This window comes from Verruconatronum alginivorum (genome assembly GCF_056590205.1).
Genome location: NZ_JBWPVQ010000001.1, coordinates 5,816,045 through 5,840,466 on the forward strand (window position 1 = coordinate 5,816,045; position 24,422 = coordinate 5,840,466).

Sequence of the window (24,422 nt, forward strand, 5' to 3'; positions counted from 1 at the left end):
ATTCATTATGTGTGGTATAGCCGGCTTTTGGAAAGCATCCGGACTCGCGGAGAATGACGCGAGCCATCTCGATAACATGATCCACCGCCTCTACCATCGGGGTCCCGATGGTCAAGGTGTCCATGTCGATCCGCGTCGCGGTCTGGCCATCGGCCACGCCCGCCTCTCGATTATCGACTTGCCGGGCGGTGCCCAGCCGCTCTTCGGCCGCGGGAAGGAACTGGTGTTGAGCGCGAACGGAGAGTTCTACAACTTCAAGAAGATCCGCTCCGGACTGATGGCCGAGGGAGCCCGATTCAGCAGCAAATCCGACAGCGAAATCGCGCTCCACCTGTATCAGAAAATGGGACTGGACGCCCTTCGCCACCTGCGCGGCGAATTCGCCTTTTCCCTTTACGACCAGACCGAAGACCGGATGATCCTGGTCCGCGACCGCTTCGGCATCAAACCGCTCTTTTACCACGTCGCCGACGGCGCGATCTACTACGGATCGGAAGTGAAGTCGCTGCTCGCCCACCCCGACATACCGGCCAAACTCGACCGCCATGCCGCGCTGCATCAACTGATGCACACCATGGTTCCCGGCACCAGCGCCTTCGCGGGGATCCGCGCCTTGAAACCGGGACATTTCCTCAGCATCCGCCGCCGGGGCGGCCGTTTCGAGATTTCCGAGGAACGCTACTGGGACATGGAGTTTCCCCGCCAAAAAGACCGCGATCTTTCGATTCCGGCGCAACACCATGTCGAAACCGTCCGCGAAAAACTGGTGGAATCGGTCGCGCTCCGCCTCGAAGCGGACGTTCCGGTCGGTTGTTACCTCTCCGGCGGGATCGACAGTTGCTCGATCCTCGGCCTCGCCAGCGGCGCCCAACAATCTCCCGTCAAGGCCTTCACCATCGCCTTCGACAACGCCGATTACGACGAATCGCACATCGCCCGCGAGATGGCCGAGAGCGTCAACGCCGAACAGGACATGATCCACCTGAAGGCCGACGACCTTTACGGCGACAACTACCTCCGCACGATGTGGCACGCCGAACGGACCTTCTACAACACCCTCGGCGTCGCCAAATGGTGCATGAGCCGTCACGTTTACGCCAGCGGCTACAAAACCGTCGTCACCGGCGAGGGAGCCGACGAATTGTTCGGCGGTTATCCGTCGTTCAAACGCGACATGTTCCTCCACGGAATCAAGGACGAACCCGAAGACGTGGTCCGCGGCTTCCGGGAGGCGATGGATCGATCCAACAAGCTTTTCAAAGGCGCGATCCTCGCCGAGGAGCAAGCGGCCCACCCGGCCTTCGACGACCTCTGCGGTTTCACCCCCTCCTGGATTCAACCGTGGATGGCGACCCTCGAAATCGCCCGTCCCCTCCTGGCCGCCGACATCCGCGAGGAACTCGCCGAATACGATCCGATCCAAGCCATTGCCGAGGCGATCGACCCCCGCATGGTCGAAGGCCGCCATCCGCTCGACAAAGCCCAATACACCTGGAGCAAAACGATGCTCGAAGGCCAAATCCTCAACTGGGGCGGCGATCGGGTCGACATGGCCAACTCGATGGAATCCCGTCCGGCTTTCCTCGACCACCATTTGGCGGAAGCGGCCCTGCAGGTGCCTCCGTCGTTACGGATCAAAGGAAACATCGAGAAATGGGTCCTGCGCGAAGCGATGCGCGGGGTCCTTCCGGAAGTGCTCTACAAACGCGAGAAATTCGCCTTCATGGCTCCGCCGGGACATACCGAAAAGAAGAAGCAGGTCGCCCTCCAAGCGTTGATCGACAACTATCTCGCTCCCGGAAAAATCGAAGAAGCGGGGGTGTTCGATCCGGAACGTATCCAGAAATTCCTCCACGACTACGAACACGACACCGATCCGGTCTCCCTCACCCGCAAGGACGCCTTGATGAACCATCTCCTCGGCCTGCAAATCCTGCACGACCAGTTCATCGCCGGCAATCTTCCCCGGGAGGAAGAGTCGCCAACCCCGGTCATCGCGTAATCCATGGGACGGGAGCGTCCGAGCGAAGTTCGGACGCTTTCCCCCGCTAGACTTTACCTTGGGCCTTGAATATAAGGCCAAGGCCCCGGACGAGGATCCAAGCCATCAAATAAATCGCCCCCAGGACCGCGACCGTCGTAGGACCGATCGGAAAATCGAAGAAAAATCCGATTAGGAGGCTGATCACCGAAGTGACCGCCCCCACCAAAGAGGAGGTCCAAAAGAAACGGACCATACTGCGGGTGAATAATAACGCGATCATCGGCGGAAGCACCAGATAACCAAAAGTGGTGACAGGTCCGACCGTGAGCACACACAAGGAAACCACCAGACCCGCGACCACATAAAAAAGGAGATCGTAGCGGGCGACTGGTTTCCGCATGCTAATCGCGAATTCTCGATCGTAAGCAAGAAGAAGAAATTCCTTGTGGAAATAGACCAACGCCCCCAGGGCAATCACATACAGGACGGCCGTTCCCAGGATTTCCCGGTCGCTGGTCGCGATGATTTCGCCTTTTAAAAGATTGAGCATCGCCGATTCAGCCACCGGGCTCTGAGATAGCAGGAGAATGCTCAGTGCGCTCGCCAAGGCGAAGGTGACTCCGATGCTGATGTCGGCCAAGCCGGGTCTTCGATGGGCGAGCATTCCGAGGGAAATGATCGCGACGAGCGTGAAGATCAACGCTCCGATCATAGGTAATCCTTGCGCGGTGTGGGCGTGCGACGGACTCATCCCAAACCAACCGATTCCTTGCACCATCAAAATAAACGCGATCCCCGTCGATGAAACCTGCGGGATGGTGATTCCCAGCAACACGATTCGCCGAAGGACGAAATATCCTCCGATCAACGGGGCCAAACTCCCGACCAATAGTCCGACGATCAGCGCGTTCCGGAGCAAAGGAAGCAGGTCAAAAAATTCCGTCCAATCGAACATATCAGAGAAAAAGTCCGTTCCCTTCCGACTTGAGGCGATCGAAGATTGATTCGGTGGGGCCCGCCTCGACTCGACCATCGTGAAACCAGATCACGCGTTCCACTTTCTCCCGAACGAGCGCTAGATTGTGGCTCGCCATCAATACCGCCACCCCCCTCGCGTTTACCTCCGTAATCAATTCCATGAAACTTCGCTCCGCGGCCCGATCGACCCCGGAAGTCGGTTCGTCCAATACGAGCAATAACGGTTCGGTCGCCAGGGCCCGGGCCAGCAATACACGCTGTTTCTGACCACCTGACAGATCGGAAAAGCGGCGAGTCCGAAGGTGTTCGATTTCCATTCGCCGCAAGGCCTCGAGCCCTCCCCGTCGGTCTTCGTCCTTCACCCGCCGTCCCGGACCGAGATAAGAATAGGTTCCCATCATCACGACTTCCTCGACCGTGATCGGGAAAATGGAATCGAGCTTTTCGGTCTGGGGAATGTAACCGATCGAGGGCACTTTCCCCCCTTTAACCGCAAAACTCATCGCGCCGGCCACCGGTTTCAAGATGCCGACAAGGGTCTTCAACAAAGTCGATTTGCCGCTTCCGTTTGCTCCGATCAAGGCGTAAAAATCGCCCGCCCCCACAGTCAGGTTCACTCCCCGAACGATTGCGGCGCCGGCGTATCCGCAGGCGAGGTTATCGGTCGAGACAATCGGTGATTGCATTAGGATTCAATACGGTGATCGGTCAATCGCGCCGCATGGCTTCGACGATTCGTTCCACGTTGTGATCGATTAGAGAAATGTAATCGTCAACTCCTTCGACCGCTCCGGGTTGCTCCGGCAGCAGCACCAGGCGGGCTCCCGTCTCCTCGGCGACCCGATTGGGGGTCCGCCGCGGGCGAAACGGTTCCATCCAGATCATTTCGATTTCCGCTTCCCGCATCGAAGAAATGAGGCGCACCACTTGCCGGGGGCTCGGTTCGATCCCCGGGAGCGGCTCGATTTCTCCGAAAATCTCGAACCCGAAACGTCGGGCGAGATAATCATAATTTTTATGATACGTCACCACTTGTGTCCCCTTGAAAGGAGCCAACTTTTGGGTCCAAACTTCCATTCGCCGATCGAGACGCGATAAAAACTTTTCCAGATTTTCCCGATAAGTCTCCTCCCCTTCCGGATCGAGTTCGATCAAGCGGTCGGCGATTCCAACCGCCACCGACCGGCCGTTCAGGGGATCGAGCATGAAATGGGGATTACCGGAGGCGTGGACATCCCCCATGCCACGGTCAATCGGACCGGTCGGCACGCCGATCAATTCCACGTAGCGGGAGGCCGCGAAATACCCCCTGCGCCCAGGCATGATATTTCGGTTTCGCGCGGTCTGCACCAATGGCGGAAGCCAACCGACTTCCAACTCAGCCCCGCTTTCCAATAACAGGTCCGCCCGATTGAGAATGGGGATGAAGCTCGGACGGGGAGTGACGAAATGGGGGTCCTCAGTTCCGCGGGCGAGACTGGTCGCGGTGACCCGATCGCCTCCGACCATTTCGGCGATCGACGCGAGATCCGGGGTCGCCGCCACGACATTCAATCGGGCCGAAAGAGTAATCGGCACCAGGCAGGCGGTGAGCAAAAACAGTCCGACGAAGTTTCGGACGACTCGAAAGAGAAAGAGAAAAAGAATCATAATGGAACAATATCGAGTTGGCTTTATAACGCGAAGCGAGCCGGGCTATCCGATGAGAGTCCGCTCGACGAAAAGCGCGGTGCCAGGAAAGGTCATCTTCCCTGACACCGACTTAAGCCTGACGTTCCTCAGAACGGATGAGCGCCATGCGCTCCCAGCGAGAACTCCCATTGCAACCAGACGGAATGGTCGGTCCCGATTCCACTGCGTTCGTCGTGGTTGTATTGGAGTCGCACTTTGGAGAACTCCGACGGAAAATACGTCAGATTCGGCGAGATCCGCCACCGGTTCACCAGTTCCAGGGAATCGCCCGCCCGATTGACCACATCATTCATCGCCCCGCGCACAATGTCATAGCGGAGACCTGCCACCCAGCCTCGGGTGAAACCGTAGTTCACTTGCGAATACAAGCCGTAGTCCTCGAAGACATTGGTCGGGTTCCGCATCTCGAATCGCCGCCACATCGCCTCGGTCTGCCAGCTCACAAACGGATAACCGCCGATTTGACCGGGACTCCAGAGCCAATAGAAATCGGCTCCGTAGATCTCCGTGCGTCCGGCCGGCGAACCAGGTTGGGCGCCGGTCGGCTGGGTCGGTGAATTCGGTCCGAACGCGGCCGAAACCCCTCCGAGGATCGATTGAGTCTCGGTCAGGTCGGTCGAAGCGGCGTAACGAAACGTATACAGGAGGTCGCTCAACTTGCGGATCTCTTCCCCACGGGCGCTGTGGACCCGAGCCGGACGGAAGAATACGTGGCTGTCGTTGAAACCATGGTCGTTCCGGAAGCTATACGCATTTTCCCCGGTGCTGTCCTGCACGGTAAAAAACAACTCCGAATAAAACGGCGTCGGCGTCAGCCAGGAAATCCTCGCTCCCGGATTGCGGAGGCCATGCGGGCCGAACATCCGCTGATTGATCAACGGCTGGTCGACGAAGTTCCAGAAATGCAGGTGTTGGGTGTTGTGCCGGCCGAATTCGGTGAGGAATTGTCCCGCCCGGATCTGCAAATTCCACGGGAGCGCCAAGGTTTCGATGAACGCTTCTTCCAATTCGACGGAGTCACCGTGGCCATGGCCGTCCGGAGCGAACACGATGTTCGCCTGGGCCCGGAAAAATGGATCGACGATCCCGTCGAGCGCGAGTTCCACGCCTTGCACCGTGAAGCCGCGGCGACTCGGATCGTGGTGCCCGCCTTGGATGTCCTCCACATGTTCCTCGGTGGAAGTCCCGGCGGCGAAAGTACCGATCAGGGAGATATTGAGGAAATCACGGTCGTCCCGTCGGAGGATGACGCCGTCGAACGGCCGCCACGTCCCTCCGGGAGTTTCCGCCACCCGGGCTCCGGTAGCCGGGGCCGCCGGTTCGGTTCTCTCCGTCTCCAGGCGCTCGATTTGGCGCTGGAGTTCGGTCAATTGACGCCGCTGGTCGGCCTGTTGCTCCTCGGCGGCCGATTGCAACTGTTCGACCTGAAGGCGAAGCGCCTCGATCTCACTTTGAGTTTCACTTTCCTGTCCCGAAAGGGACGAAACACTGACGGCCGCGAAGGTCAGACTTCCGAGGCCGGATACATAGGCAAATTTAAACGGGTTCATGTTTTTGAATAATTTTCGCTAATTCAACTGCAGTTTCACATACAAGCTTCACGAGCGGCATCGAGCGGCTCGTCCAATCGCTTCTTTCAAACAGCAGTGAACCCGGGAGGCGCGCGGGCGTGAATACCGGAGCAGGCGATCCGCGGCACCAGGACGGCCTGAGGCAACAAAACCACCTTCGCCTCGGCGAAATCAGGAGGGGTCCAGTCCTCCAAAATGCTGACCGAGGCCCCTACCGAAGAGGCACCTGAGGCGATGCCACAGAAAATCCCGTCGCCGCATTCGTGATCGCCGTAGGCAGCTTGGTGAAGCTTCGCCCCGAGCGTTGCGATCCCCGCCATGAAAATGGCCACGACCAAAACCGCCGCCACCAAGGGCGGAGGCCGACGCAGGGAACTGGTCTTTCGTTCGATCAAGATGGGTCGAGATCGAAGGCCACTTGCAAACCAATGTCAATAACGCTTTAACCAATTTGCGGTTCGCGAGCGACCGGTGGTTCCGCCGGAAAAGATTCGTAAAGCCGCTCGAGACGCACCGGCATTCCCCGGCGACTGCGGACGACGACGTTGCGGTAGACCTCTCGATCCATCTCGACCCAGGATTCATCCCCTCGATCCACTATTTCGCTTACGATCACATGGGCGGAATGGATTCCACCCGTCCACCACCTCGGGTCGGTGACATACAGGAGATCCCCTTCCTGACATTTCAATTCCCGCGCCACCCGGAGTGAAAGACGGACGCCCGACAATTCAGCCGTGCCGAAATGAGGCAACGGTTCCTCCACGGGCCGCGGCATCGCCGACGTCCGGGTCACAACGCCTTCCTTCCCGGCCGATCCTTTGTAATGCCGCAACGCGTCCCCGATGGTTCCCCAAACCAATCCCCGCCGCTTTTCGACCGGCTCCGGGCGGGTGCAAAGCGTGACCGCAACGCCGATTCCAAGCGAAACCACCGTCCCGTAAAACGCCCGCATGAACGGTTGCTGGCGCATTCCTCCCATGAAACCTTCCCCCGCCTCCCCCATCGGAACCCCATGGGCGAACGGCAGGATCACCGCCGGGACGAACATCGAAAACAGGACCGCTCCCAAGCCCCCCACCAGCGTCCACAACGCCGCCGCCCGGGTAAAGCGCGGCCAAAAAACCGCCAACAGGAGCGCCACCACCATCGGGGGAGTCACCGCCGCCGTGAATGCCGCGTGGGCCACCAGAATCGATCGGTATCCCATGAACACCGGGACCATGATCACGCCGAGGACAGTCACCGTCACGGCCGTGATGCGGGCCACTCTCAGCAATTGCCGTTCGGTCGCCTTCGGACGAATGTATGGGCGATAGACGTCATTGACCACCACCGCGGAAACCGCCGTGATCAAGGTGTCGACCGTCGACATCAGCGCCGCCGTCATCGCCGCCAAAATCAATCCGAACACGCCCGGATGACTCAATAATTCCGCCGCAATAAAAAAGGCTTCGCGCGCTTCGACCTCCGGCAACATCCCGGCGTTGGTGAACGCCCGTGCCACCAGCCCGCCCGACGCCACCACCAACGCTCCGATGAACATCAATCCGACCATCATGGCGGTGACCGCCTTTCGGCTTTCATCCAGCGACTTCGCCGCCATGAACCGCATGATGATCCCTTGATTCAGGAAATAGAACATCGCGGTATTGGCAAAGGCGTCCTGCCAGAAAATTCCGATCGCCGGAAAACCGGCCTCTTCATTGAAGTTGGGAAATGCGAGCCGGGCGTCGCGGGGCAAATTAGTCCAAAGCAGATCGAACCCGCCGATGTATGCCGCACCCAATACAAAAACTAAAAGACCGACCAATAATAAAATCACTCCCTGGAAAAGATCGGTCATGATCACACTAGTCTGACCGCCCGCGGTGACATAGGTCGCGGAGACCACCGCAACCAACATCGCCGCCAACCAGATTTCCCACCCGAGAAGGATGTTCAATACCGTCCCCATGGTGTAGAGGTTGACGCCGACGTAACCGATGAGATATAGCAGCAAATAAAGCGTCGCCCACAAGCGAACTCTCCGGTCATACCGCCGCCCGAAATATTCCGGAATCGAAACGATGCGTGAAAAATAAAGGATCGGCAGCCACCCGAATGCGAGCAACGGAAACCAGATCCAGTCGTTCCAATAAGCCTGCGTCGCCCCAAGCCCGTAGTTGTATCCAATTTCGCTATACTTCACGAAACTGTAGGATCCGACCGTGGTGGCGATCAGACTCACCGAAATCAACCACCAGGCGAACCGCTGCCCGCCGAAGAAAAAGTCTTTCGTAGTTTTTTGACGCCGCCCAAACCAGGTGCCAATCGCCAGAATCGTCACAAAATATCCGACGACGATCGCATAATCGAGCGGCGTCCCCCGGATCTTACCAACATCCTCCAGAACCGCTTCCGCCCCACCCTCGTAATCCCGGGCGGGAGCCTCGTTCATCGGCGCGTATTGGAGATATCCTTGAAGCCCTGCGAAAAACAGCAGGACCCCGAGGCAAATCAGAAGGTTGCGACGCCCCCGGCCACTCCACCCGACATATCCCTGTTTGACGGCGAACCAAATGCCGATTCCGAAGATCAGACCACCGACTCCATACGAATAAATGAATGCGTCCATGATGGGTGAACAATCGACCGAAACAAAATTTCCGTTAACCTCCCGGCGACGCGGAAGCTCGGGTGATCATGTTCTTCCTTCCGTCAAACACAAGCCCAGAAATCCCGGCCGGACACAGGAACGAACCCGGGAAACCGGCGTGTCGCGCGGGGTCCAGAATTTTTCGAAAATCATCCTTGCATTCGCATGCATACAGAGCAATACTGAATTAGATTTCCGCAATTGAGAAGTCAAAGTCACTTATAAACCCGTTCCCGAATCGAAGGTGCCGATGAAAAGAAACAACTCAGCTTCCCACGAATCAACGACCAACCCGGAGACTGGAAACAGGCAGAAAGTCATCTGCCGGGCGGACCGGTCGACCGGTTTCACTTTGATCGAGCTTCTGACGGTCATCGCGATCATCGGAATTCTCGCGGCCATATTGATCCCGGTGGTCGGTTCCGTTCGCGATCAGGCCCGGCGCAGTTCCTGCCAATCGAACCTCCGCCAACTCGCCATGGGCGGCATCCTCTATGCCAACGACAACGACGGACACTTTCCGATCCGGGGGCAGATTTCAAACCCATGGACGACTGGCGGCAATCCTCGGACGGTGGATCCTCGGACCATGCCGTTCAATGACTATTTCGACCATGATTATTCGGTTTTCCGTTGTCCGTCGGATCGGGCTGAATACCGCCATCCGGGCGCCCCGGCCTGGGCGGAAATCCCCGTTTTCCAAAGTCTGGGCACCAGTTATTTTTACAACTCCTACGTCACTACCCGGGCGGCGGTAACGGCGGGGACCGACCGGTCCGGCCTCGCTCTTCTGACCATCGACCAGATCAGAAATCCAAGTCGGATGGTGTTCTTTGGTGACCAGGATTCCCGGGTCAAAGAGAGTGCCGGGGAGAATTGGGAGACCCTCGCCTTGTGGTGGCATTCCAGTCGCGGCGGCGAGCTCAGGGCCAATATGTCGTTCGTCGACGGCAGCGTAAGATTCGTTGCGATCATGCCGAAAGCCCAAGTTGGAAGCGATAACCCTGTCGGGGAGTATTCATTTTTCAACGACTGACCGCAAGAAACGTGAACAGGCATCTCTGCCTGTCCAACGCGGTTCCAGAGAGTCCATGGCGACCCTTCAGGCCGCGAAGAATGTTTTTCCGTTTACCCAGCCCTCGCGGACCGGGCTATAGAATCAGGCACCTACGGCGCCAAAGAACCTTCCAAACGACACGCCGAGGGCCAAAGATCCCCTGGCACGGATCCCCCAGCGCCGAAGGTGCGCCATCCAACAGCCAGTCCGCAGGGCTGGATCACGATACGGGTGCAACCGCGCCAGATTCCCAGCGCCGAAGGCGCGACATCCTACAGCCCAGTCCGCAGGGCTGGGTTGGCGATACGGGTGCAACCGCGCCAGATTCCCAGCGCCGAAGGCGTGGCATTCAACAACCCAGTCCGCAGGGCTGGGTTGGCGATACGGGTGCAATCGCGCCAGATTCCCAGCGCCGAAGGCGTGGCATTCAACAACCCAGTCCGCAGGGCTGGGTTGGGGATACGGATACAATCGCGGCCTGAAAGGCTGCCATCGAACGGCGACCTGTCCCCTCCGTACCGATGGCGACCCTTTCAGGCCGCGAAAATTGTTTTCCCGTTTACCCAGCCCTTCGGACTGGGCTGTAGAATCAGGCACCTACGGCGCCAAAGACCCCCGGAACAGTTCCCTCGCGCCGATTCCCAGCGCCGAAGGCGCGACATCATACAGCCCAGTCCGCAGGGCTGGGTTGGCGATACGGGTGCAACCGCGCCAGATTCCCAGCGCCGAAGGCGTGGCATTCAACAACCCAGTCCGCAGGGCTGGGTTGGCGATACGGATGCAACCGCGGCCTGAAAGGCTGCCATCGAACGGCGACCCGCCCCCGCCCATGCGGATGGCGACCCTTTCAGGCCGCGAAAATTGTTTTCCCGTTTACCCAGCCCTTCGGACTGGGCTGTAGAATCAGGCACCTACGGCGCCAAAGACCCCCGGAACAGTTCCCTCGCGCCGATTCCCAGCGCCGAAGGCGCGACATCATACAGCCCAGTCCGCAGGGCTGGGTTGGCGATACGGGTGCAACCGCGCCAGATTCCCAGCGCCGAAGGCGTGGCATTCAACAACCCAGTCCGCAGGGCTGGGTTGGCGATACGGATGCAACCGCGGCCTGAAAGGCTGCCATCGAACGGCGACCCGCCCCCGCCCATGCGGATGGCGACCCTTTCAGGCCGCGAAAATTGTTTTCCCGTTTACCCAGCCCTTCGGACTGGGCTGTAGAATCAGGCACCTACGGCGCCAAAGAACCCCGGAACAGTTCCCTCGCGCCGATTCCCAGCGCCGAACGCGAGACATCCAACAGCCAGTCCGCAGGGCTGGGTCGCGATACGGGGGCAACCGCGCCAGATTCCCAGCGCCGAAGGCGCGACAATCCTACAGCCCAGTCCGCAGGGCTGGGTTGGCGATACGGATGCAACCGCGGCCTGAAAGGCTGCCATCGAACGGCGACCCGCCCCCGCCCATGCGGATGGCGACCCTTTCAGGCCGCGAAAATTGTTTTCCCGTTTACCCAGCCCTTCGGACTGGGCTGTAGAATCAGGCACCTACGGCGCCAAAGAACCCCGGAACAGTTCCCTCGCGCCGATTACCAGCGCCGAACGCGCGGCATCCAACAGCCAGTCCGCAGGGCTGGGTCGCGATACGGGTGCAATCGCGCCAGATTCCCAACGCCGAAGGCGCGGCATCCAATAGCCCAGTCCGCAGGGCTGGGTTGGCGATACGGATACAATCGCGGCCTGAAGGGCTGCCATTCGAACGGCGCCCCCACCTACATCTTTCTCCTACGGGCGGCCCTTACCACCACTCCCGATCGGATGCACCCGGATGAATCGTTTTTCCGGTGGCGACGAAAACCAAAGATCGAAATATTCATGATCGCTCCACCCGATCAAATCCTCGGACTCCTCAATAAAAAAGCGAAGAATGGTTCCGCCCGGATTCGTTTTCTTAAACATAAATCCGTCCATCCAATGGTCCCCAAGATCGGTTTCAGAGGCTAACCCGAATCCTTCCGGTCGATTCCGCACGATACCTACGATCGATGAGTAGTCCCCCAATGGATTCAAACCGATTTCCACCGCCTCCCCATCCAGGATTCCATCGCCGGATGTATCCGGATTTTCAGGATCCGTTCCATAAATCCAAATTTCTTCATAATTGGTCAAACCGTCGCCGTCGTCATCGGCTTCGTCAGGACCGAATTGCGCGGCTAGGACGAGGCTCCCGTCCACCCAGAGAACCAAAGGATTCTCGGTCGAACTAACATCCCCGGTCCAACCTTCGAAAACATATCCCGGCCACGGTAACGCCACCACTTCCGCCGAGGTCGCTTCTGCGAAAACGACTGGCGCTGGCGGATGAACGGTCCCACCGTGTCCGGCCGATGCGGTCAGCACGAAACCGTCGGACGGAATCGCATGAACCACACCGTGAATCGATATCGGGCTCGCGCCTTCCGGTCCATAAACGATCGGGGAGCCTTCGGGGCCTTCCACCGAGGCGTTTGCCAGCGGATTGGACAGTGCCCAGATACCGTAGTCTCCGCTGGTCCCATTTCGTCCGTAACCGTAGAGGCGAAATGTTACCGGACCACCGAGGTTTCGAAAGCCCGTGCCAAGATCCAAACGGACCGATCGGGAGACCGTCGATCCTGGACCCGCCGCGGAGATACCGGCCACGATGTTATTCGCAAATCCATCCAAACTCGATCGCAATGCGAGGAAGTTCGGCCCCGTTGCTTGCGAAGCTCGGCGTGAGCCGAGCGTAATGCTCGTCAACGACAACAGGTTGCCTTCCTCGACATCGACGGTGAATTCATAATAGGCGTTTCCGTCCACCGCTGTTTCCACGGAATAAGGGGCGAGGAACCGCGAGTCGGCGGCAGGCGTTCCCGGGCGGCTTCCAAGGGAACCCGCGGTGAAGGTCGCTTGATACGGCCCCAGACCCGCTCCCCGAATGAGGGGCGAGGCGGAGACGGCGTCCGCGGTCGACCCGGGCCCCACCGAAGTCTGCCCGCCGGGAACACCGGATAGGTCGTAATCCACCACCACCACCGGATCACTCCCCGCGCGAAATGGAAACGTGTTCAAACCGCTTTGGAGGACGATATGGTTGATCGCCACCGCTTCGGCGAAACTCCCGGCGGCCGCTGGCACGACAAATAAGGTCGGCAATTGGGTGGCGGCGAAAGAATACGTCTGGTCAACCAGAATCGCCGTTCGGATGGATTCCCCGAGGGCCGAAGCGAAAGCGGAAAACGTCCCTTTCCCCGGGATCTCGCTCTGGGTGATTTCCACTTCGAAACGATACCAGGTGTTCAACTCCGGGGTGAACGAGCTCTGGATCGTTTGCAGTATCCCGCTTCCGTCGGTCACCTCCACCGATTTGGCAAATGCAACCGGAGAATGGTTGGAGTTAAACATGAGGCGGAAACCGGTTTGCGCCACGCTTCCGGAACTGGTGTCGCTCATGATGAAGGCGACTCTGCTGTTTGGCGACGCGGCGTATAAATCGACCGCCCAGTAAATCCTGTCCGCCTCTTCCAGCCGCAGGCTGTTATCATGCATCGCCGGCATTCCCGGGGAAATCGGGACATTGCCCCGCCCCGCCGGACCACTCATCGAGCTGTAAACCTTCAAGGCTTGGGTCCCTGCGACGGTGGCGACTTCTCCGTGCCACGCGTCCGCTCCGCTCCACGGTCCGGGAGCCCCACCGGATTGATCGATCACCTCACCCGGGTCATACGACGAAAAATCGATGTCGAGATGGGTTAACGGTTTATCCGGAGCCGGGGGAGGAGGATCGAGATGTTTGAACGTGATGACTGGCTCGTTCGAATCATGGATTTCCAGTTCCCAACGGGTCCCCAGGATACTCGGCCATTCGCCCTCCTGATCGACTTGATAATAGACGGTGAAGAGACTCCCATCGTCGAGGATAGCCGTGGCGGGATATCCGAGATCCCATTCGGGCGGATAACCAAGTTCTGCGGCGGTGCCGGCATGGGCGTCGGCGATCGACAAAGTGATTTCCCGGTCGGTCTCCCAACTCTCACCTCCGTCCCGGCTGATGGAGGCGAATTGGCCCATCGGATCGGTCCGCCTGCCATACACAGCCAACAACCAATGGTTGGGCAACTCGATCAGATGAGGCGGATAGCCTTGGATTGGCGTCGCGAAAGGAACGGACCAGGTCGCCCCGCCGTCACTGCTTCCGAACTGATTCAAGTAGTTCGCCCGGCTCAGGACGACGATCTCTCCGTCACTCCGCTCGACCGGCGAAACCTCGCTCAACCGCCCAAATCCGGAGCGGAATCGGGAAACCATTCTCCAACTTAATCCGTCGTCCAGGGATTCGGCCATGCCTCCGCCCGTGATCAGGACGATTCGGCCGTCCCTTAACTGAATCGGACCATGGGGGGTATTCAATGGGATCTTGATCGGCTCTCCCCAGGTGATTCCGCCATCCTCGCTGCGAATCGCCCACGGGCCAGCCCATTGTTGACGGACTTCCAGTGGAATTTGCGCCGCGTGATCGGCGTATTGGGCATATCGGCTTTCGTAAAACGCACTCCCGGTGTTCGCGAATTCGAGCGAAGTATCCCAAGTCACGATCACCGTCCCCGCATCAGTCACCAAAATCCCGGGGCCGCGGTCGTCCAACGGGGTGTTGGCGATGGTTACCGGTTCGCTCCAATTCTCACCCAGGTCATCGCTGTAGACCATTTGCACTTTCCCCCATGGACAAACATGCCAGTCTCTATCCCCGGAATAAACCACCAACAAACGGCCGCCCGGCAATTTCGCAATACTTGGCCATCCGAGATATCGTCCCGTTTCCTTCGATACAACCGTCTGCTCCGCCAAGACGGCTTCATAGGGCGGCGGATTCGCCAACAGTCGCTCGGAAATTCCGAAGAGCAGGCAAAGGAGGATCCACGAAACGAGACGAACACGGGCCGTTGCTGGATCAGTAGATAAGTTCGTCATGGACGTGAAAGGGCTTTGGTAACCGCGAAAATTAGAAAAAAAAAGGAGAGAGGATCTTGGAACCTCTCTCCTTGTAATCAAGCAATCGTCGAGATAAATCCGAATTCAGACATCGAGGCCGTCATTCCGAAGGTGACTCGGAAGCGGGGCCGGATGCTCGGACCCGCACGAATCGACGGTCCGTCGGCAGTTCGAAAAAGCTGCTGAAATTGTCATGCTCCACCCAGGACGAAAGGTCGAACGATTCCTCAACTGTAAAGTCAACCTTCAGTTGACCATTCCCCGTGGCTTCGAGAATGATCCCTCCGAACCGAACGTCATGGATCTCGGACTCCGCGAACAGGCCGAACCCAGCCGGCCGGTTTGTCACGACGCCCACGATATGCGAGTAGTCGTTCAATGGATTCAACCCGATTGCCACCGCTTCCCCGTCGAGGATGCCGTCACCCGATGTATCCGGATTGTTGGGATCGGTTCCATAAACCCAAATTTCATCGTAATTGCTCAACCCGTCGCCGTCGTCGTCGGCCAGATCCGGACCGAAATTGGCCACGACGTGGATATCGCCAATGATGGTGAAAACCAACGGATTCTCGGTCGATTCAATATCTCCACTCCAGGATTCGAATACGTAACCGGGCAGAGGAATGGCCAATACTTCCGTCTCCGTCACTTCCTCGAACGCCACCGGATCGACCGGATCCGTCGTGCCTCCCTGGGTGGCGCCAACCGTCAGCAGGAAACCATCCGGAATTTCGTAAACCGATCCTTTCACCAGCATCGGACTCGCCCCGGCCGGGCCGTAAGTCACCGGCTCTCCATCGACGGTGACGGTTGCGTTAGAATACGGATTGGAGACGGCCCAAATCCCCCAGGATGCGTTGGTCGCATTTCGGCCATATCCGTAAATCCGCAGGGTCAATGGCTGACCGAGATTCCGAAATGCGGTGCCAAAATCGAGGATTGCCGAATTCGACGCTGTTCCGCCGGGGCCGGCCGCCGAAATTCCGCTGACAACATCGCTGGCGAAATCATCCAAACTGGATCGGACGGCCATGAAGTTCGGTCCGGTGTTAGCGGAAGCCCGCCGTGAACCGATGTTGATCGAATCGACTGTCAGGAGATAACCCTCGGACGGCGTGAGTGTCAGTTCAAAATAGGCTCCGGCATCCACCGCGGTAGCGATCGGATAGGGTGCCCGAAACCGTCCGTCGTCCAAGTCGAATCCGGGCTGAGTGCCCAAGGCATCCAGCGTAAAGGGCGCCTGATGCCCCCCGAGCGCCGGTCCTCGGGTGAATGGGGAAGCGCTGACGCCGAGGGCTGTATTCGAAGGGGAAATACTGGCCTGGCCGCCGGCGGCCCATCTGAAATCATAAGCGGTCAAAACAGTCGGTTCAGCGGAGGCTTTGCCCAGGATGGCAAGCGAAAGGAGAAGAAGGGAAAGAAGGGTGCAGTGTTTGGAATAGGTCATAATGGAGATGTATACATGTGCGTTCGAGTGAGTCAATGCTTTTTTTTGCCAGGCACAAATTGGCGCCCTTCCCAGCCTATGCGGATGGCGACCCTTCAGGCCGCGAAAACCGTTTTCCCCGTTTACCCAGCCCTTCGGACTGGGCTGTAGAATCAGGCACCTACGGCGCCAAAGAACCCCGGCACAGTCGCCCCGACTCCAGCGCCGAAGGCGCGACATTCAACAGCCCAGTCCGCAGGGCTGAGTTGGGGTACGGGAATTACCGCCCCGATTCCAGCGCCGAAGGCGCGACATCCAATAGCCCAGTCCGCAGGGCTGGGGTCGGGACACGGGGAAAACCGCCCCGATTCCCAGCGCCGAAGGTGCGGTATCCAACAGCCCAGTCCGCAGGGCTGGACCGGGACACGGGGAAAATCGACCCGATTCCCAGCGCCGAAGGTGCGGTATCCAACAGCCCAGTCCGCAGGGCTGGGTTCACGACACGCATAGCAACCGCGGCCTGAAGGGCTGCCATTCGAACGGCAATCCCGTCGCCGCCCATCCAAATGGCGACCCTTCAGGCCGCGAAAACCGTTTACCCGTTTACCCAGCCCTTCGGACTGGGCTGTAGAATCAGGCACCTACGGCGCCAAAGAACCCCGGCACAGTCTCCCCGATTCCAGCGCCGAAGGCGCGACATCCAATAGCCCAGTCCGCAGGGCTGGGTTCGGGACACGGGGAAAACCGCCCCGATTTCAGCGCTGAAGGTGCGGTATCCAATAGCCCAGTCCGCAGGGCTGGGTTCACGACACGCATAGCAACCGCGGCCTGAAGGGCTGCCATTCCCGTCAACGATCCCCCCGGAGACCACTCCGTCAGGGGTCCTTCACCAGGCGGAAACCGATGTGAATCGCCGATGAATTCGGTTCCGATTTGCCGCGGGTCCCGACCATGTAACGGGTGCAATACTGGTCGGTGCACAGGAAGGAGCCGCCACGGGTCGACCGCTTCGCCACCCCGGGCTCCATCGGATCAAAACTGCTCGACGGACCGGTTGGGTTGCGGACGACCTTTTCCCCGGACCGAATTCGCGCGGCGTAAGTATCGTGTCGATACCAGTCAGCGCACCATTCCCAGACATTGCCGGCCATATCGTAAAGACCGTATTTATTTGACGGATACCGACCGACCGGCGCGAGAGCTTCGTAACCGTCGAGTTCGTCGTTCCTCACCGGAAAACGACCTTGCCAGATATTGGCCTTCCACTCATTCCCCGGCGTCAGGTCGTCGCCCCACGGATACGGGCTGCCCGCGACTCCGCCCCGGGCCGCGAACTCCCATTCCGCTTCGGTCGGAAGGCGTTTGTCCGCCCACTCCGCGAACGCTTTCGCATCTTCCCAGGCGACGTGGACCACCGGGTAATCTTCTTTCCCCTCGATCGATGATCCGGGACCGTAGGGTTTCCGCCATTGAGCGCCCGGGACCCACCGCCACCATTCCGTGAAATTGCGGATGTCGGGCACACGGGATGGAGTGACGAAAACCAGCGACCCCGACACCAGTTGCGTCTCGGGAACACCGGGAAATTCCGCCGGATCGAGTGGCCGCTCCGCCACCGTCACATATCCGGTCTCTTCCACGAACCGGGCAAACGCTCGATTCGTCACGGGCGTTTGATCCATCCAAAACCCATCGACCTTCACCCGGTGGATCGGGCGGGCGTCGACCATGGCTTCTCTCCCACCATGGGGCAATTCCCTGGGATCGGCCACCCCCATGCTGAATTCACCGCCCGGAATCCAAACCATCCCCTTCGGGCCCTCGCCTTCGGGCTCCCAGTCGTTTTCAACGGTTGGCTCAAACTGTCCTCGGAACGCCGCCAGCACGTCCGCCTTCTCAACCGCATGAAGACCAGTCATCAGCGAAACCAATCCTGTAGCGACAGCAATTCCTCCTAGCCAATCCTTCCGTATCATTTGTCCGCAATATAGATTCAACTCTCCCATTGTCCATTCAGTTGCGTGATCAGCGGTGGCAATCAACGATACCGTTGGACCTCCGCTTCCACCCGTTTTCCATCCACCACCCGGTCACCAGGATGGGTGATCACCATTGCCCCCGGTTCCAATCCCGCGAGAATCTGACTCCATAAACCACTGCGGCGGCCCGGTTGAACCCGGTTGAGTGTCGCCCTGCCCTGTTCCACTGTAAACACCGCCCACGCGTCATCCTCCCTGAACAAGGCGCTGGCGGGAATCTGCAACACATCTTCGTCCTCCCATAAAACGAATCGTGCCTCCACCCGGTAGCCTTCACCTAACGAAAGCCAATCCTCCCGGGGGGCATCGACCGTGATTCGAACCGGAACCCGCTGCTCCTCCACCCCCAGCGCCGAAACCCGCGTGAATCCTGCCGGTTCGACCAGTCTCACGCGGGCCGGAAGATCGCGGTCGCCTCCCCAGCGGGTCAGAAAGACCCTCATCGATTCTCGAATCCGAACCGCATCGATTGAAAGGAGGTCGACCTGGACTTCGAGATCCGAGAAGTCGCCGAGATCAAGGATCGGCTCGCCGGCCTGCACCGGGCCTTCGCTCCAGCGATGCCGTCGGAGAACAATTCCTCCCCGTGGGGCCCGGACTTCGAGGATCGACTCAGCCGTCCCGGACCGTTCCCCTTGCGTCACTTCCAGGATAGACCGGGCGTTCCTCAGCTCGAAACGGGCAACCTCGACGGCCTCTCTCGCGCTCTTCTCCAAAGCTCGCGCCCGGTCCCGTTCCGCCCGGGCAAAATCGAATTGCGCCTCCGCGACCGCGTCTTCCTCGGCAAGACGCTCGGCCCGGGCAAATTCCCGTTCCGTCCGATCCAATTCCGCTTCGCGCGCTTGCCGTTCCGCCTCCGCCGCCGCCAGCCGGGATTCGGCGGCTCCCACGGCTTCATTAGCCTGCCGTCGGGTCCGCGAATCGAGCGCGGGAACCGGATCCCCTTCCAGCCGGAAAAGAACCTCGCCCGCCGAGATCGTATCGCCCGACTCCACCTCCACTCGCTGCAAATATCCGCCGATCGGAGCGCTGACGTGGTACGGATTCCGCAAAACCGTCCTCCCTTCCTCTTCCACGATTTCCTGAAATGGACCCCGCTCGGCGACCACCGCGCTCACTGCCAGTGGAGCGGGCCATAATGCCCAAGTGAGCAGGACGAGGATAATGGCTACCGCCAACGCAAGGATGATTTTGCCGGTAAGTTTCATTGTTATTCAATGGATTTAAGTGCCGTGACCATATCCAATCCACGGATACGCCTTATCATCACCAGCATGGCGAGAACGGTAGCCACGATCACTCCGCAGGCAGAAAAGGCGTAAGTGGCCGGTGTGATCACCAACGGAATCCGGAACATGTCCATGGCCATGGCCTCCGTTAACAGAAACGCAAAAAAAGTTCCCGTGATCCAACCGACGGGAATAGCGAAAAGGGTCAGCAACGCCATTTCTCCAATCAGAATCCATGCCACTTCCATTCGCGTAAAACCAAGCACCCGGAGGGTCGCCAGTTCACGGGTGCGCTCCGCGAAGGTGATCCGCGCATTGTTGTAGACCACTGCGAAGGCGATCGACCCGGCGAGCAACAACAGAATTCCCATCATGACCAGGACGGTGTCGGCCATGTATTCCCGGATATTGCGTTCCGCCTCAGAGATCAAGCCAATCCCGGCCACCCGCGGCATTTCCCAGAGCCGGTCGAACAACTCCCGTTCCGTCGTCCGGTCGACCAGAAGCCAGGCCCCGCTGATCGCAGGTCCTTCCCGCATCAGGCGGTTCAAAGCATGACGGTCCATGTAGGCGCTCACTCCGATCGGCTCGGCCACGACTCCAGCCAAGGGAGTGGTGACCGTCCGCCGATGCCCTTCCAGAATTTCGACCGTCACCCGATCGCCGACCACCAACCCAAGATGCGCGGCCAAATAATCGGTCAACACCAATCCATCGGGCGGCAGCGCCACGTTCCCGGCCCGCTCATCGAGCAATCCGCGCAAACGCGGCTCCGATTCCGTCCCCAGAATTGCAGTACGGTATTCTTGACGGCCATTGGCCAACCGGACCGGGACCATGCGGTAACCTTCCACGAAATGGACTCCCGGCAATGCCCGCAATTCCCCCTCGGCCCTTTGTGACGTCGGTTCCGTGAACGTCAGATCGATATCCATCCGCATCACCTTCCGATATTGCACGTCGATCATGTGATCGACCGCATTGAACTGGTAACTGCCAAGGAGCAACAACGCGGCGGAAAGGCCGATGCCGATGATGGACAGAGAGGCCTTCAGCGGATGCCGGGAGAGATTCCGCAGGATAATCCGGGTCGGTTGCCCCAACCGGCGTCCGAGAGGCGTCCCTTCGATCCGTCCGCGGCGAAACCGCTCCGGCGGGGGGGGACGCATCGCCTCGGCGGGGGGCAGTGCGACCGCCCCGCGGACCGCGGCAAACGTCCCGGCGAACGCGGCCCCTCCCGAGACCAGGACGGCAATGGCGACCACTTGCGGACGGAGGCGAAAAACCAATTCGGGAAAATGATAATACTCGGTGTAGACCCCGACCAAGGCATCCGACGCCCACGCACCGAGAATCACCCCGAGGATGGAGCCGACCGCGACGATCAGCCCGGTCAGCAACGCATAATGCATGCCGATCCGGCCGTCGCCATAGCCGAAGGCTTTCAGAACCGCGATCTGCTCGCGTTGCGTCCGGATGATGCGCCCCATCAATACATGCAGCAAAAAGGCCGCCACTCCCAGGAAGACGCTGGGGAGCACGATCGCCGTCACCCGCAATTGGGCGATTTCCTCCGATAAGAAACGGTGCGACAACTGATCGTCGCGACCATAGGCGCCGAGGCCACCGTAAGGCGCCAAGATCTGATCGAGACCGTCGATCCCGGTTTCCGGCGCGGCCCCGGCTTGCAGGGTCAGGACGACGTTGTTAAATGCTCCGTCCATCGCGTAAGCACTGGCCAATGCCCGACGATTCATCCAGAGGATCGCGTATCGCTCGTAATCGGGGAGAATATCGGTCGGTGCCACCTGATAGGTGAACTCCGGCGATAGAGCCAATCCGGCAATGACCAATTCCTCGTAACCACCCCGAATGATCGCCCGCAACCGGTCGCCTGGGCGCAATCCGTGGGCTCGGGCGAAAGGTTCGCTGACCAGGATCTCATCCGGACGTTCCGCCGCCGGAAGCCGTCCTTCCCGCAAGTGAAGTCGATTGATCTCCGGTTGCCGTCCATCCGGGAGAGAAATAAGGTCGCCGCGCACCGGATCGTCGAAGCCCGAGACTTCCAATCTGACGGAGGCGCGAATCCGGGTTTCCACCTGGTTGACCCCTGGAATCTCCTGGAGACGCCCCGCCAAGTGGTCGGGCGCGCGCTTCAGGTCGGCGAAAAGATCCGCGAAATGATACTGTTCGTAGAACCGGGTCTGGCTGAACCGGATCGCGTCAAGGGTGGCGAGTGAAATGATCAGGGTCATTACTCCCGCGCCAATGACCACGGCGATCGCCGCAACCTGTCCCTTGAGGGTGAGCAAATCCCGGAACGATTTTCGATGGAGCGCGCGCATGACTCACCACCTCAATTCGCGCGGCGGCCGCCGGACGTCGTTTCGTTGCTCCTCGTGCACCCGACCGTCGCGCATTCGGATCACCCGGTCGGCCATTTCCCCGATCACTTCATTATGGGTGATCAACGCGGTGGTCGTACCCAGTTCGAGGTGGATGCTCTCGATCGCCTCCAGGACCCTTGCACTGGTTTTCGAATCGAGCGCCCCGGTCGGTTCGTCGCACAATAAAACCGACGGTCGCTTGGCGATGGCCCGCGCGATTGCCACCCGTTGCTGTTCGCCGCCGGATAACTGCGATGGGAAATGGTCCATCCGGTTTTCCAGTCCGACCAACTCCAGAGCCTCTTCGGGCGAAAGAGGGTCGCGGGCGATATCGGTGACGATCGCGACATTCTCCCGGGCGGTCAGGCTCGGAATCATGTTGTAAAATTGAAAAACAAAACCGACATGATGTCGCCGATAGGCGGTCAGTTCCTTCTCCGTCGCCCGCGTAAGATCCTTTTCCCGATAACGCACCTCCCCTTCGGTCGCCACATCGAGGCCGCCGAGGATATTGAGCAAAGTCGATTTCCCGCACCCGGAGGGTCCGAGCAGGACAGTCAACTCACCGGCATAAAGCCGGATGTCGATCCCCCGCAAAGCCTGGATCGTCACCTCCCCCATCCGATACACCTTGGTAAGCCCGCGAGCCTCGAACACGACCTCGCACCGGTCCCCCGCTTCCGGTCTGCCTGCGCTCCCCTTGCCCATAACAATCAAGCAATGTAAACCTCCCTCTCCAAAAGCCAAGAGGATCCCGACCCGCAGGGTGAACCTTCGAAACAACAGCTTGCAGGGTGAACAGGGTTTTTCGCGCGAAGCGCTTTGGAGTGCGGAGCGTCCCCGCACCACTTTTCGGAGTGGCCGGCGAATGCCGCGCGCCCGACAGTTATTCAGCAGCCGGAGCTCTTCCGCGCGAAATCACTCCTGAAACCGCCGGGGAGAATAATTCTGATCGGTCGCCAAAGGCCGGCTTTCCTGTTCGAAAATCCGGGCGAACCGTTTGACCAGATCCGGATGCTCGCCGGCGATGTTGTTTTGTTCGCCGATATCCCGGCTCAAGTCATACAGCTCGATCTCCGCTTCCGGGTTCTCCCGATAACCTTTCCAGTTGCCGATCCGGGCGGCCTGAGTGAGCGTCTGCGGCCACAGGTAACGTTGCCTCGGATAGGCGTTGCGGGCGTTCTCCCAGTACAGGAACTCGTGCCTCTCTTGCTCCCGGCCCGCCGCTTCCGCCCCGAGGAGGGCCGGCACAATTGAAATACCGTCGAGGTCCTCCGGCAAATACTCGGTCGCACCCCCCAGTTCGGCAAAGGTGGGCAACATGTCGGGAAAATAGGTCAACAATTCCGAAACCTGTCCGGCTTCGATCTTTCCTGGCCAATACGCGATGAAGGGCACCCGAATGCCCCCTTCGTAGAGGGCGATTTTTTCGGCGCGCAACGGACCGGAACTATCCAGGCTCCCCTCCCACCGGCGGGCGGCGCCGTTGTCGGAGGTAAAAATGACCAGGGTCCGATCGGCGATCCCCAGTTCCTCCAGCAGCGCGATGAGTTCCCCGGTCTGACGGTCGACCATGGAGTTCATCGCGGCGAACACCCGCGGCTGCATCGGCCAATCCTTGTCCTTGTAGATCGCCCAGGCCGGGTCGTGCTCCGGAATATGCCAGGCGCGGTGCGGCGGGGTCCAGGGGGCGTAACAGACGAACGGCCGATCGGCGTTTTCCCGGATGAATCCGAGCGTCCGCTCGAAGATTTCGTAATGGCTGTATTGCGGTTCCTTTCCGTTCCTCGGTTCATGCGAAATGGGACCGTCGGGGCCGGGCTCGAATCCGGCGTTGCCGGGTAACTTCACCGGCTCACTGTTCCGGTAAAGATAGGCCGGATAAAAGGTGTGAGCGTGGATCTGATGATAATACCCGAAAAATTCGTCGAACCCGTGCTTCTCCGGCACGCCGGTCGTTTCGATTTCCCCCAACCCCCACTTGCCGAAACCCCCGACGGTGTATCCAGCCTTTTGCATCACCTCGGCAAAAGTGACCGCGTCGGCCGGCAACGGAGTTCCGCCGAGGTTCCCCCGGACAGGGGTGCGCCCGGTGTGCAGGCCGGTGAGAAGCGTGCTGCGAGCCGGGGCGCAAAGCGAGGAACCGGAATAGGCTTCCGTGAACCGGATGCCATTGCGGGCCATCCGGTCGAGGTTCGGGGTTTGCGTCACTTCGGAGCCATAAACTCCGAGGTCGGCCCAACCCATGTCATCGACCATAATAAACACGATATTCGGCTTGTCGTCGGCCACCGCCGAAACCGCCATCATCGGAGCGATCGCCGCCGCCAACCAGTTCCGGAATAAACCGGTCGTCGTTCTTCCTGTTTTCCAAAGATGCATATTATGAAAGGGCTTGGATGTTTACAATTGGCG

General features: G+C 59.5%; 15 protein-coding genes. 2 read left to right on the top strand and 13 right to left on the bottom strand.

All coding sequences use genetic code 11. From position 1 onward, the window contains the following. Positions 1–7 precede the first annotated feature (7 nt). Positions 8–2,002 (top strand): asparagine synthase (glutamine-hydrolyzing), encoded by a 1,995-nt coding sequence (gene asnB / locus ACWUI2_RS21575; RefSeq protein ID WP_486984915.1) that lies wholly within the window; start codon positions 8–10, stop codon positions 2,000–2,002. 46 nt (positions 2,003–2,048) lie between these two features. Here the strand turns inward: asnB and ACWUI2_RS21580 are convergent, their stop codons facing one another. The 6 genes from ACWUI2_RS21580 to ACWUI2_RS21605 form a co-directional block, all read right to left on the bottom strand. Beyond that, on the bottom strand, positions 2,049–2,939 hold the full coding sequence (locus ACWUI2_RS21580; protein WP_486984916.1) for a metal ABC transporter permease: 891 nt from the start codon (positions 2,937–2,939) through the stop codon (positions 2,049–2,051). Between the two features lies 1 nt (position 2,940). Beyond that, complete coding sequence (locus ACWUI2_RS21585) at positions 2,941–3,648, bottom strand: metal ABC transporter ATP-binding protein (RefSeq protein WP_486984917.1); 708 nt, start codon at positions 3,646–3,648, stop codon at positions 2,941–2,943. 22 nt (positions 3,649–3,670) lie between these two features. Beyond that, positions 3,671–4,612 carry a metal ABC transporter substrate-binding protein gene (locus ACWUI2_RS21590; RefSeq protein WP_486984918.1) on the bottom strand — a complete coding sequence of 314 codons (942 nt, stop codon included), beginning with the start codon at positions 4,610–4,612 and terminating at the stop codon, positions 3,671–3,673. A gap of 128 nt (positions 4,613–4,740) precedes the next feature. Then, on the bottom strand, positions 4,741–6,204 hold the full coding sequence (locus ACWUI2_RS21595; RefSeq protein WP_486984919.1) for a coiled-coil domain-containing protein: 1,464 nt from the start codon (positions 6,202–6,204) through the stop codon (positions 4,741–4,743). An 86-nt stretch (positions 6,205–6,290) separates the two neighbouring features. Then, positions 6,291–6,620, bottom strand: coding sequence for a hypothetical protein (locus tag ACWUI2_RS21600; RefSeq protein ID WP_486984920.1), 330 nt, complete (start codon positions 6,618–6,620; stop codon positions 6,291–6,293). Between the two features lie 47 nt (positions 6,621–6,667). Continuing rightward, the gene (locus ACWUI2_RS21605) at positions 6,668–8,842 is read right to left on the bottom strand and encodes a sodium:solute symporter family protein (protein ID WP_486984921.1); all 2,175 of its coding nucleotides are present in this window, start codon (positions 8,840–8,842) and stop codon (positions 6,668–6,670) included. A gap of 271 nt (positions 8,843–9,113) precedes the next feature. Between ACWUI2_RS21605 and ACWUI2_RS21610 the strand changes: the two genes are divergently transcribed. After that, positions 9,114–9,899 (top strand): prepilin-type N-terminal cleavage/methylation domain-containing protein, encoded by a 786-nt coding sequence (locus tag ACWUI2_RS21610; protein WP_486984922.1) that lies wholly within the window; start codon positions 9,114–9,116, stop codon positions 9,897–9,899. 1,796 nt (positions 9,900–11,695) lie between these two features. On the opposite strand, the gene ACWUI2_RS21615 is transcribed toward ACWUI2_RS21610, so the two are convergent. The 7 genes from ACWUI2_RS21615 to ACWUI2_RS21645 all read right to left on the bottom strand — a co-directional run bounded on the left by ACWUI2_RS21615 (position 11,696) and on the right by ACWUI2_RS21645 (position 24,389). Then, a complete protein-coding gene (locus tag ACWUI2_RS21615; protein ID WP_486984923.1) occupies positions 11,696–14,902 on the bottom strand; it encodes an exo-alpha-sialidase in 3,207 nt (1,068 codons plus the stop codon). A 121-nt stretch (positions 14,903–15,023) separates the two neighbouring features. Then, positions 15,024–16,373: an InlB B-repeat-containing protein gene (locus tag ACWUI2_RS21620; protein WP_486984924.1), complete on the bottom strand. Its 1,350-nt coding sequence runs from the start codon at positions 16,371–16,373 to the stop codon at positions 15,024–15,026. Positions 16,374–17,227: 854 nt separating this feature from the next. Continuing rightward, positions 17,228–18,271, bottom strand: coding sequence for a formylglycine-generating enzyme family protein (locus tag ACWUI2_RS21625; RefSeq protein ID WP_486984925.1), 1,044 nt, complete (start codon positions 18,269–18,271; stop codon positions 17,228–17,230). Between the two features lie 119 nt (positions 18,272–18,390). Then, positions 18,391–19,599 (bottom strand): efflux RND transporter periplasmic adaptor subunit, encoded by a 1,209-nt coding sequence (locus tag ACWUI2_RS21630; protein WP_486984926.1) that lies wholly within the window; start codon positions 19,597–19,599, stop codon positions 18,391–18,393. 2 nt (positions 19,600–19,601) lie between these two features. Further along, complete coding sequence (locus tag ACWUI2_RS21635) at positions 19,602–21,965, bottom strand: ABC transporter permease (protein ID WP_486984927.1); 2,364 nt, start codon at positions 21,963–21,965, stop codon at positions 19,602–19,604. Positions 21,966–21,968: 3 nt separating this feature from the next. Then, entirely contained in the window at positions 21,969–22,715 is a 747-nt protein-coding gene (locus tag ACWUI2_RS21640) for an ABC transporter ATP-binding protein (RefSeq protein ID WP_486984928.1), read from the bottom strand. Between the two features lie 210 nt (positions 22,716–22,925). After that, positions 22,926–24,389 (bottom strand): arylsulfatase, encoded by a 1,464-nt coding sequence (locus ACWUI2_RS21645; RefSeq protein ID WP_486984929.1) that lies wholly within the window; start codon positions 24,387–24,389, stop codon positions 22,926–22,928. Between the last annotated feature and the right edge of the window lie 33 nt (positions 24,390–24,422).

Coding starts and splice junctions, on each gene's coding strand:
- asnB (WP_486984915.1), top strand. CDS start 8: ATGTGTGGTATAGCCGGCTTTTGGAAAGCATCCGGACTCGCGGAGAAT.
- ACWUI2_RS21580 (WP_486984916.1), bottom strand. CDS start 2,939: ATGTTCGATTGGACGGAATTTTTTGACCTGCTTCCTTTGCTCCGGAAC.
- ACWUI2_RS21585 (WP_486984917.1), bottom strand. CDS start 3,648: ATGCAATCACCGATTGTCTCGACCGATAACCTCGCCTGCGGATACGCC.
- ACWUI2_RS21590 (WP_486984918.1), bottom strand. CDS start 4,612: ATGATTCTTTTTCTCTTTCTCTTTCGAGTCGTCCGAAACTTCGTCGGA.
- ACWUI2_RS21595 (WP_486984919.1), bottom strand. CDS start 6,204: ATGAACCCGTTTAAATTTGCCTATGTATCCGGCCTCGGAAGTCTGACC.
- ACWUI2_RS21605 (WP_486984921.1), bottom strand. CDS start 8,842: ATGGACGCATTCATTTATTCGTATGGAGTCGGTGGTCTGATCTTCGGA.
- ACWUI2_RS21610 (WP_486984922.1), top strand. CDS start 9,114: ATGAAAAGAAACAACTCAGCTTCCCACGAATCAACGACCAACCCGGAG.
- ACWUI2_RS21615 (WP_486984923.1), bottom strand. CDS start 14,902: ATGACGAACTTATCTACTGATCCAGCAACGGCCCGTGTTCGTCTCGTT.
- ACWUI2_RS21620 (WP_486984924.1), bottom strand. CDS start 16,373: ATGACCTATTCCAAACACTGCACCCTTCTTTCCCTTCTTCTCCTTTCG.
- ACWUI2_RS21625 (WP_486984925.1), bottom strand. CDS start 18,271: ATGACTGGTCTTCATGCGGTTGAGAAGGCGGACGTGCTGGCGGCGTTC.
- ACWUI2_RS21630 (WP_486984926.1), bottom strand. CDS start 19,599: ATGAAACTTACCGGCAAAATCATCCTTGCGTTGGCGGTAGCCATTATC.
- ACWUI2_RS21635 (WP_486984927.1), bottom strand. CDS start 21,965: ATGCGCGCGCTCCATCGAAAATCGTTCCGGGATTTGCTCACCCTCAAG.
- ACWUI2_RS21640 (WP_486984928.1), bottom strand. CDS start 22,715: ATGGGCAAGGGGAGCGCAGGCAGACCGGAAGCGGGGGACCGGTGCGAG.
- ACWUI2_RS21645 (WP_486984929.1), bottom strand. CDS start 24,389: ATGCATCTTTGGAAAACAGGAAGAACGACGACCGGTTTATTCCGGAAC.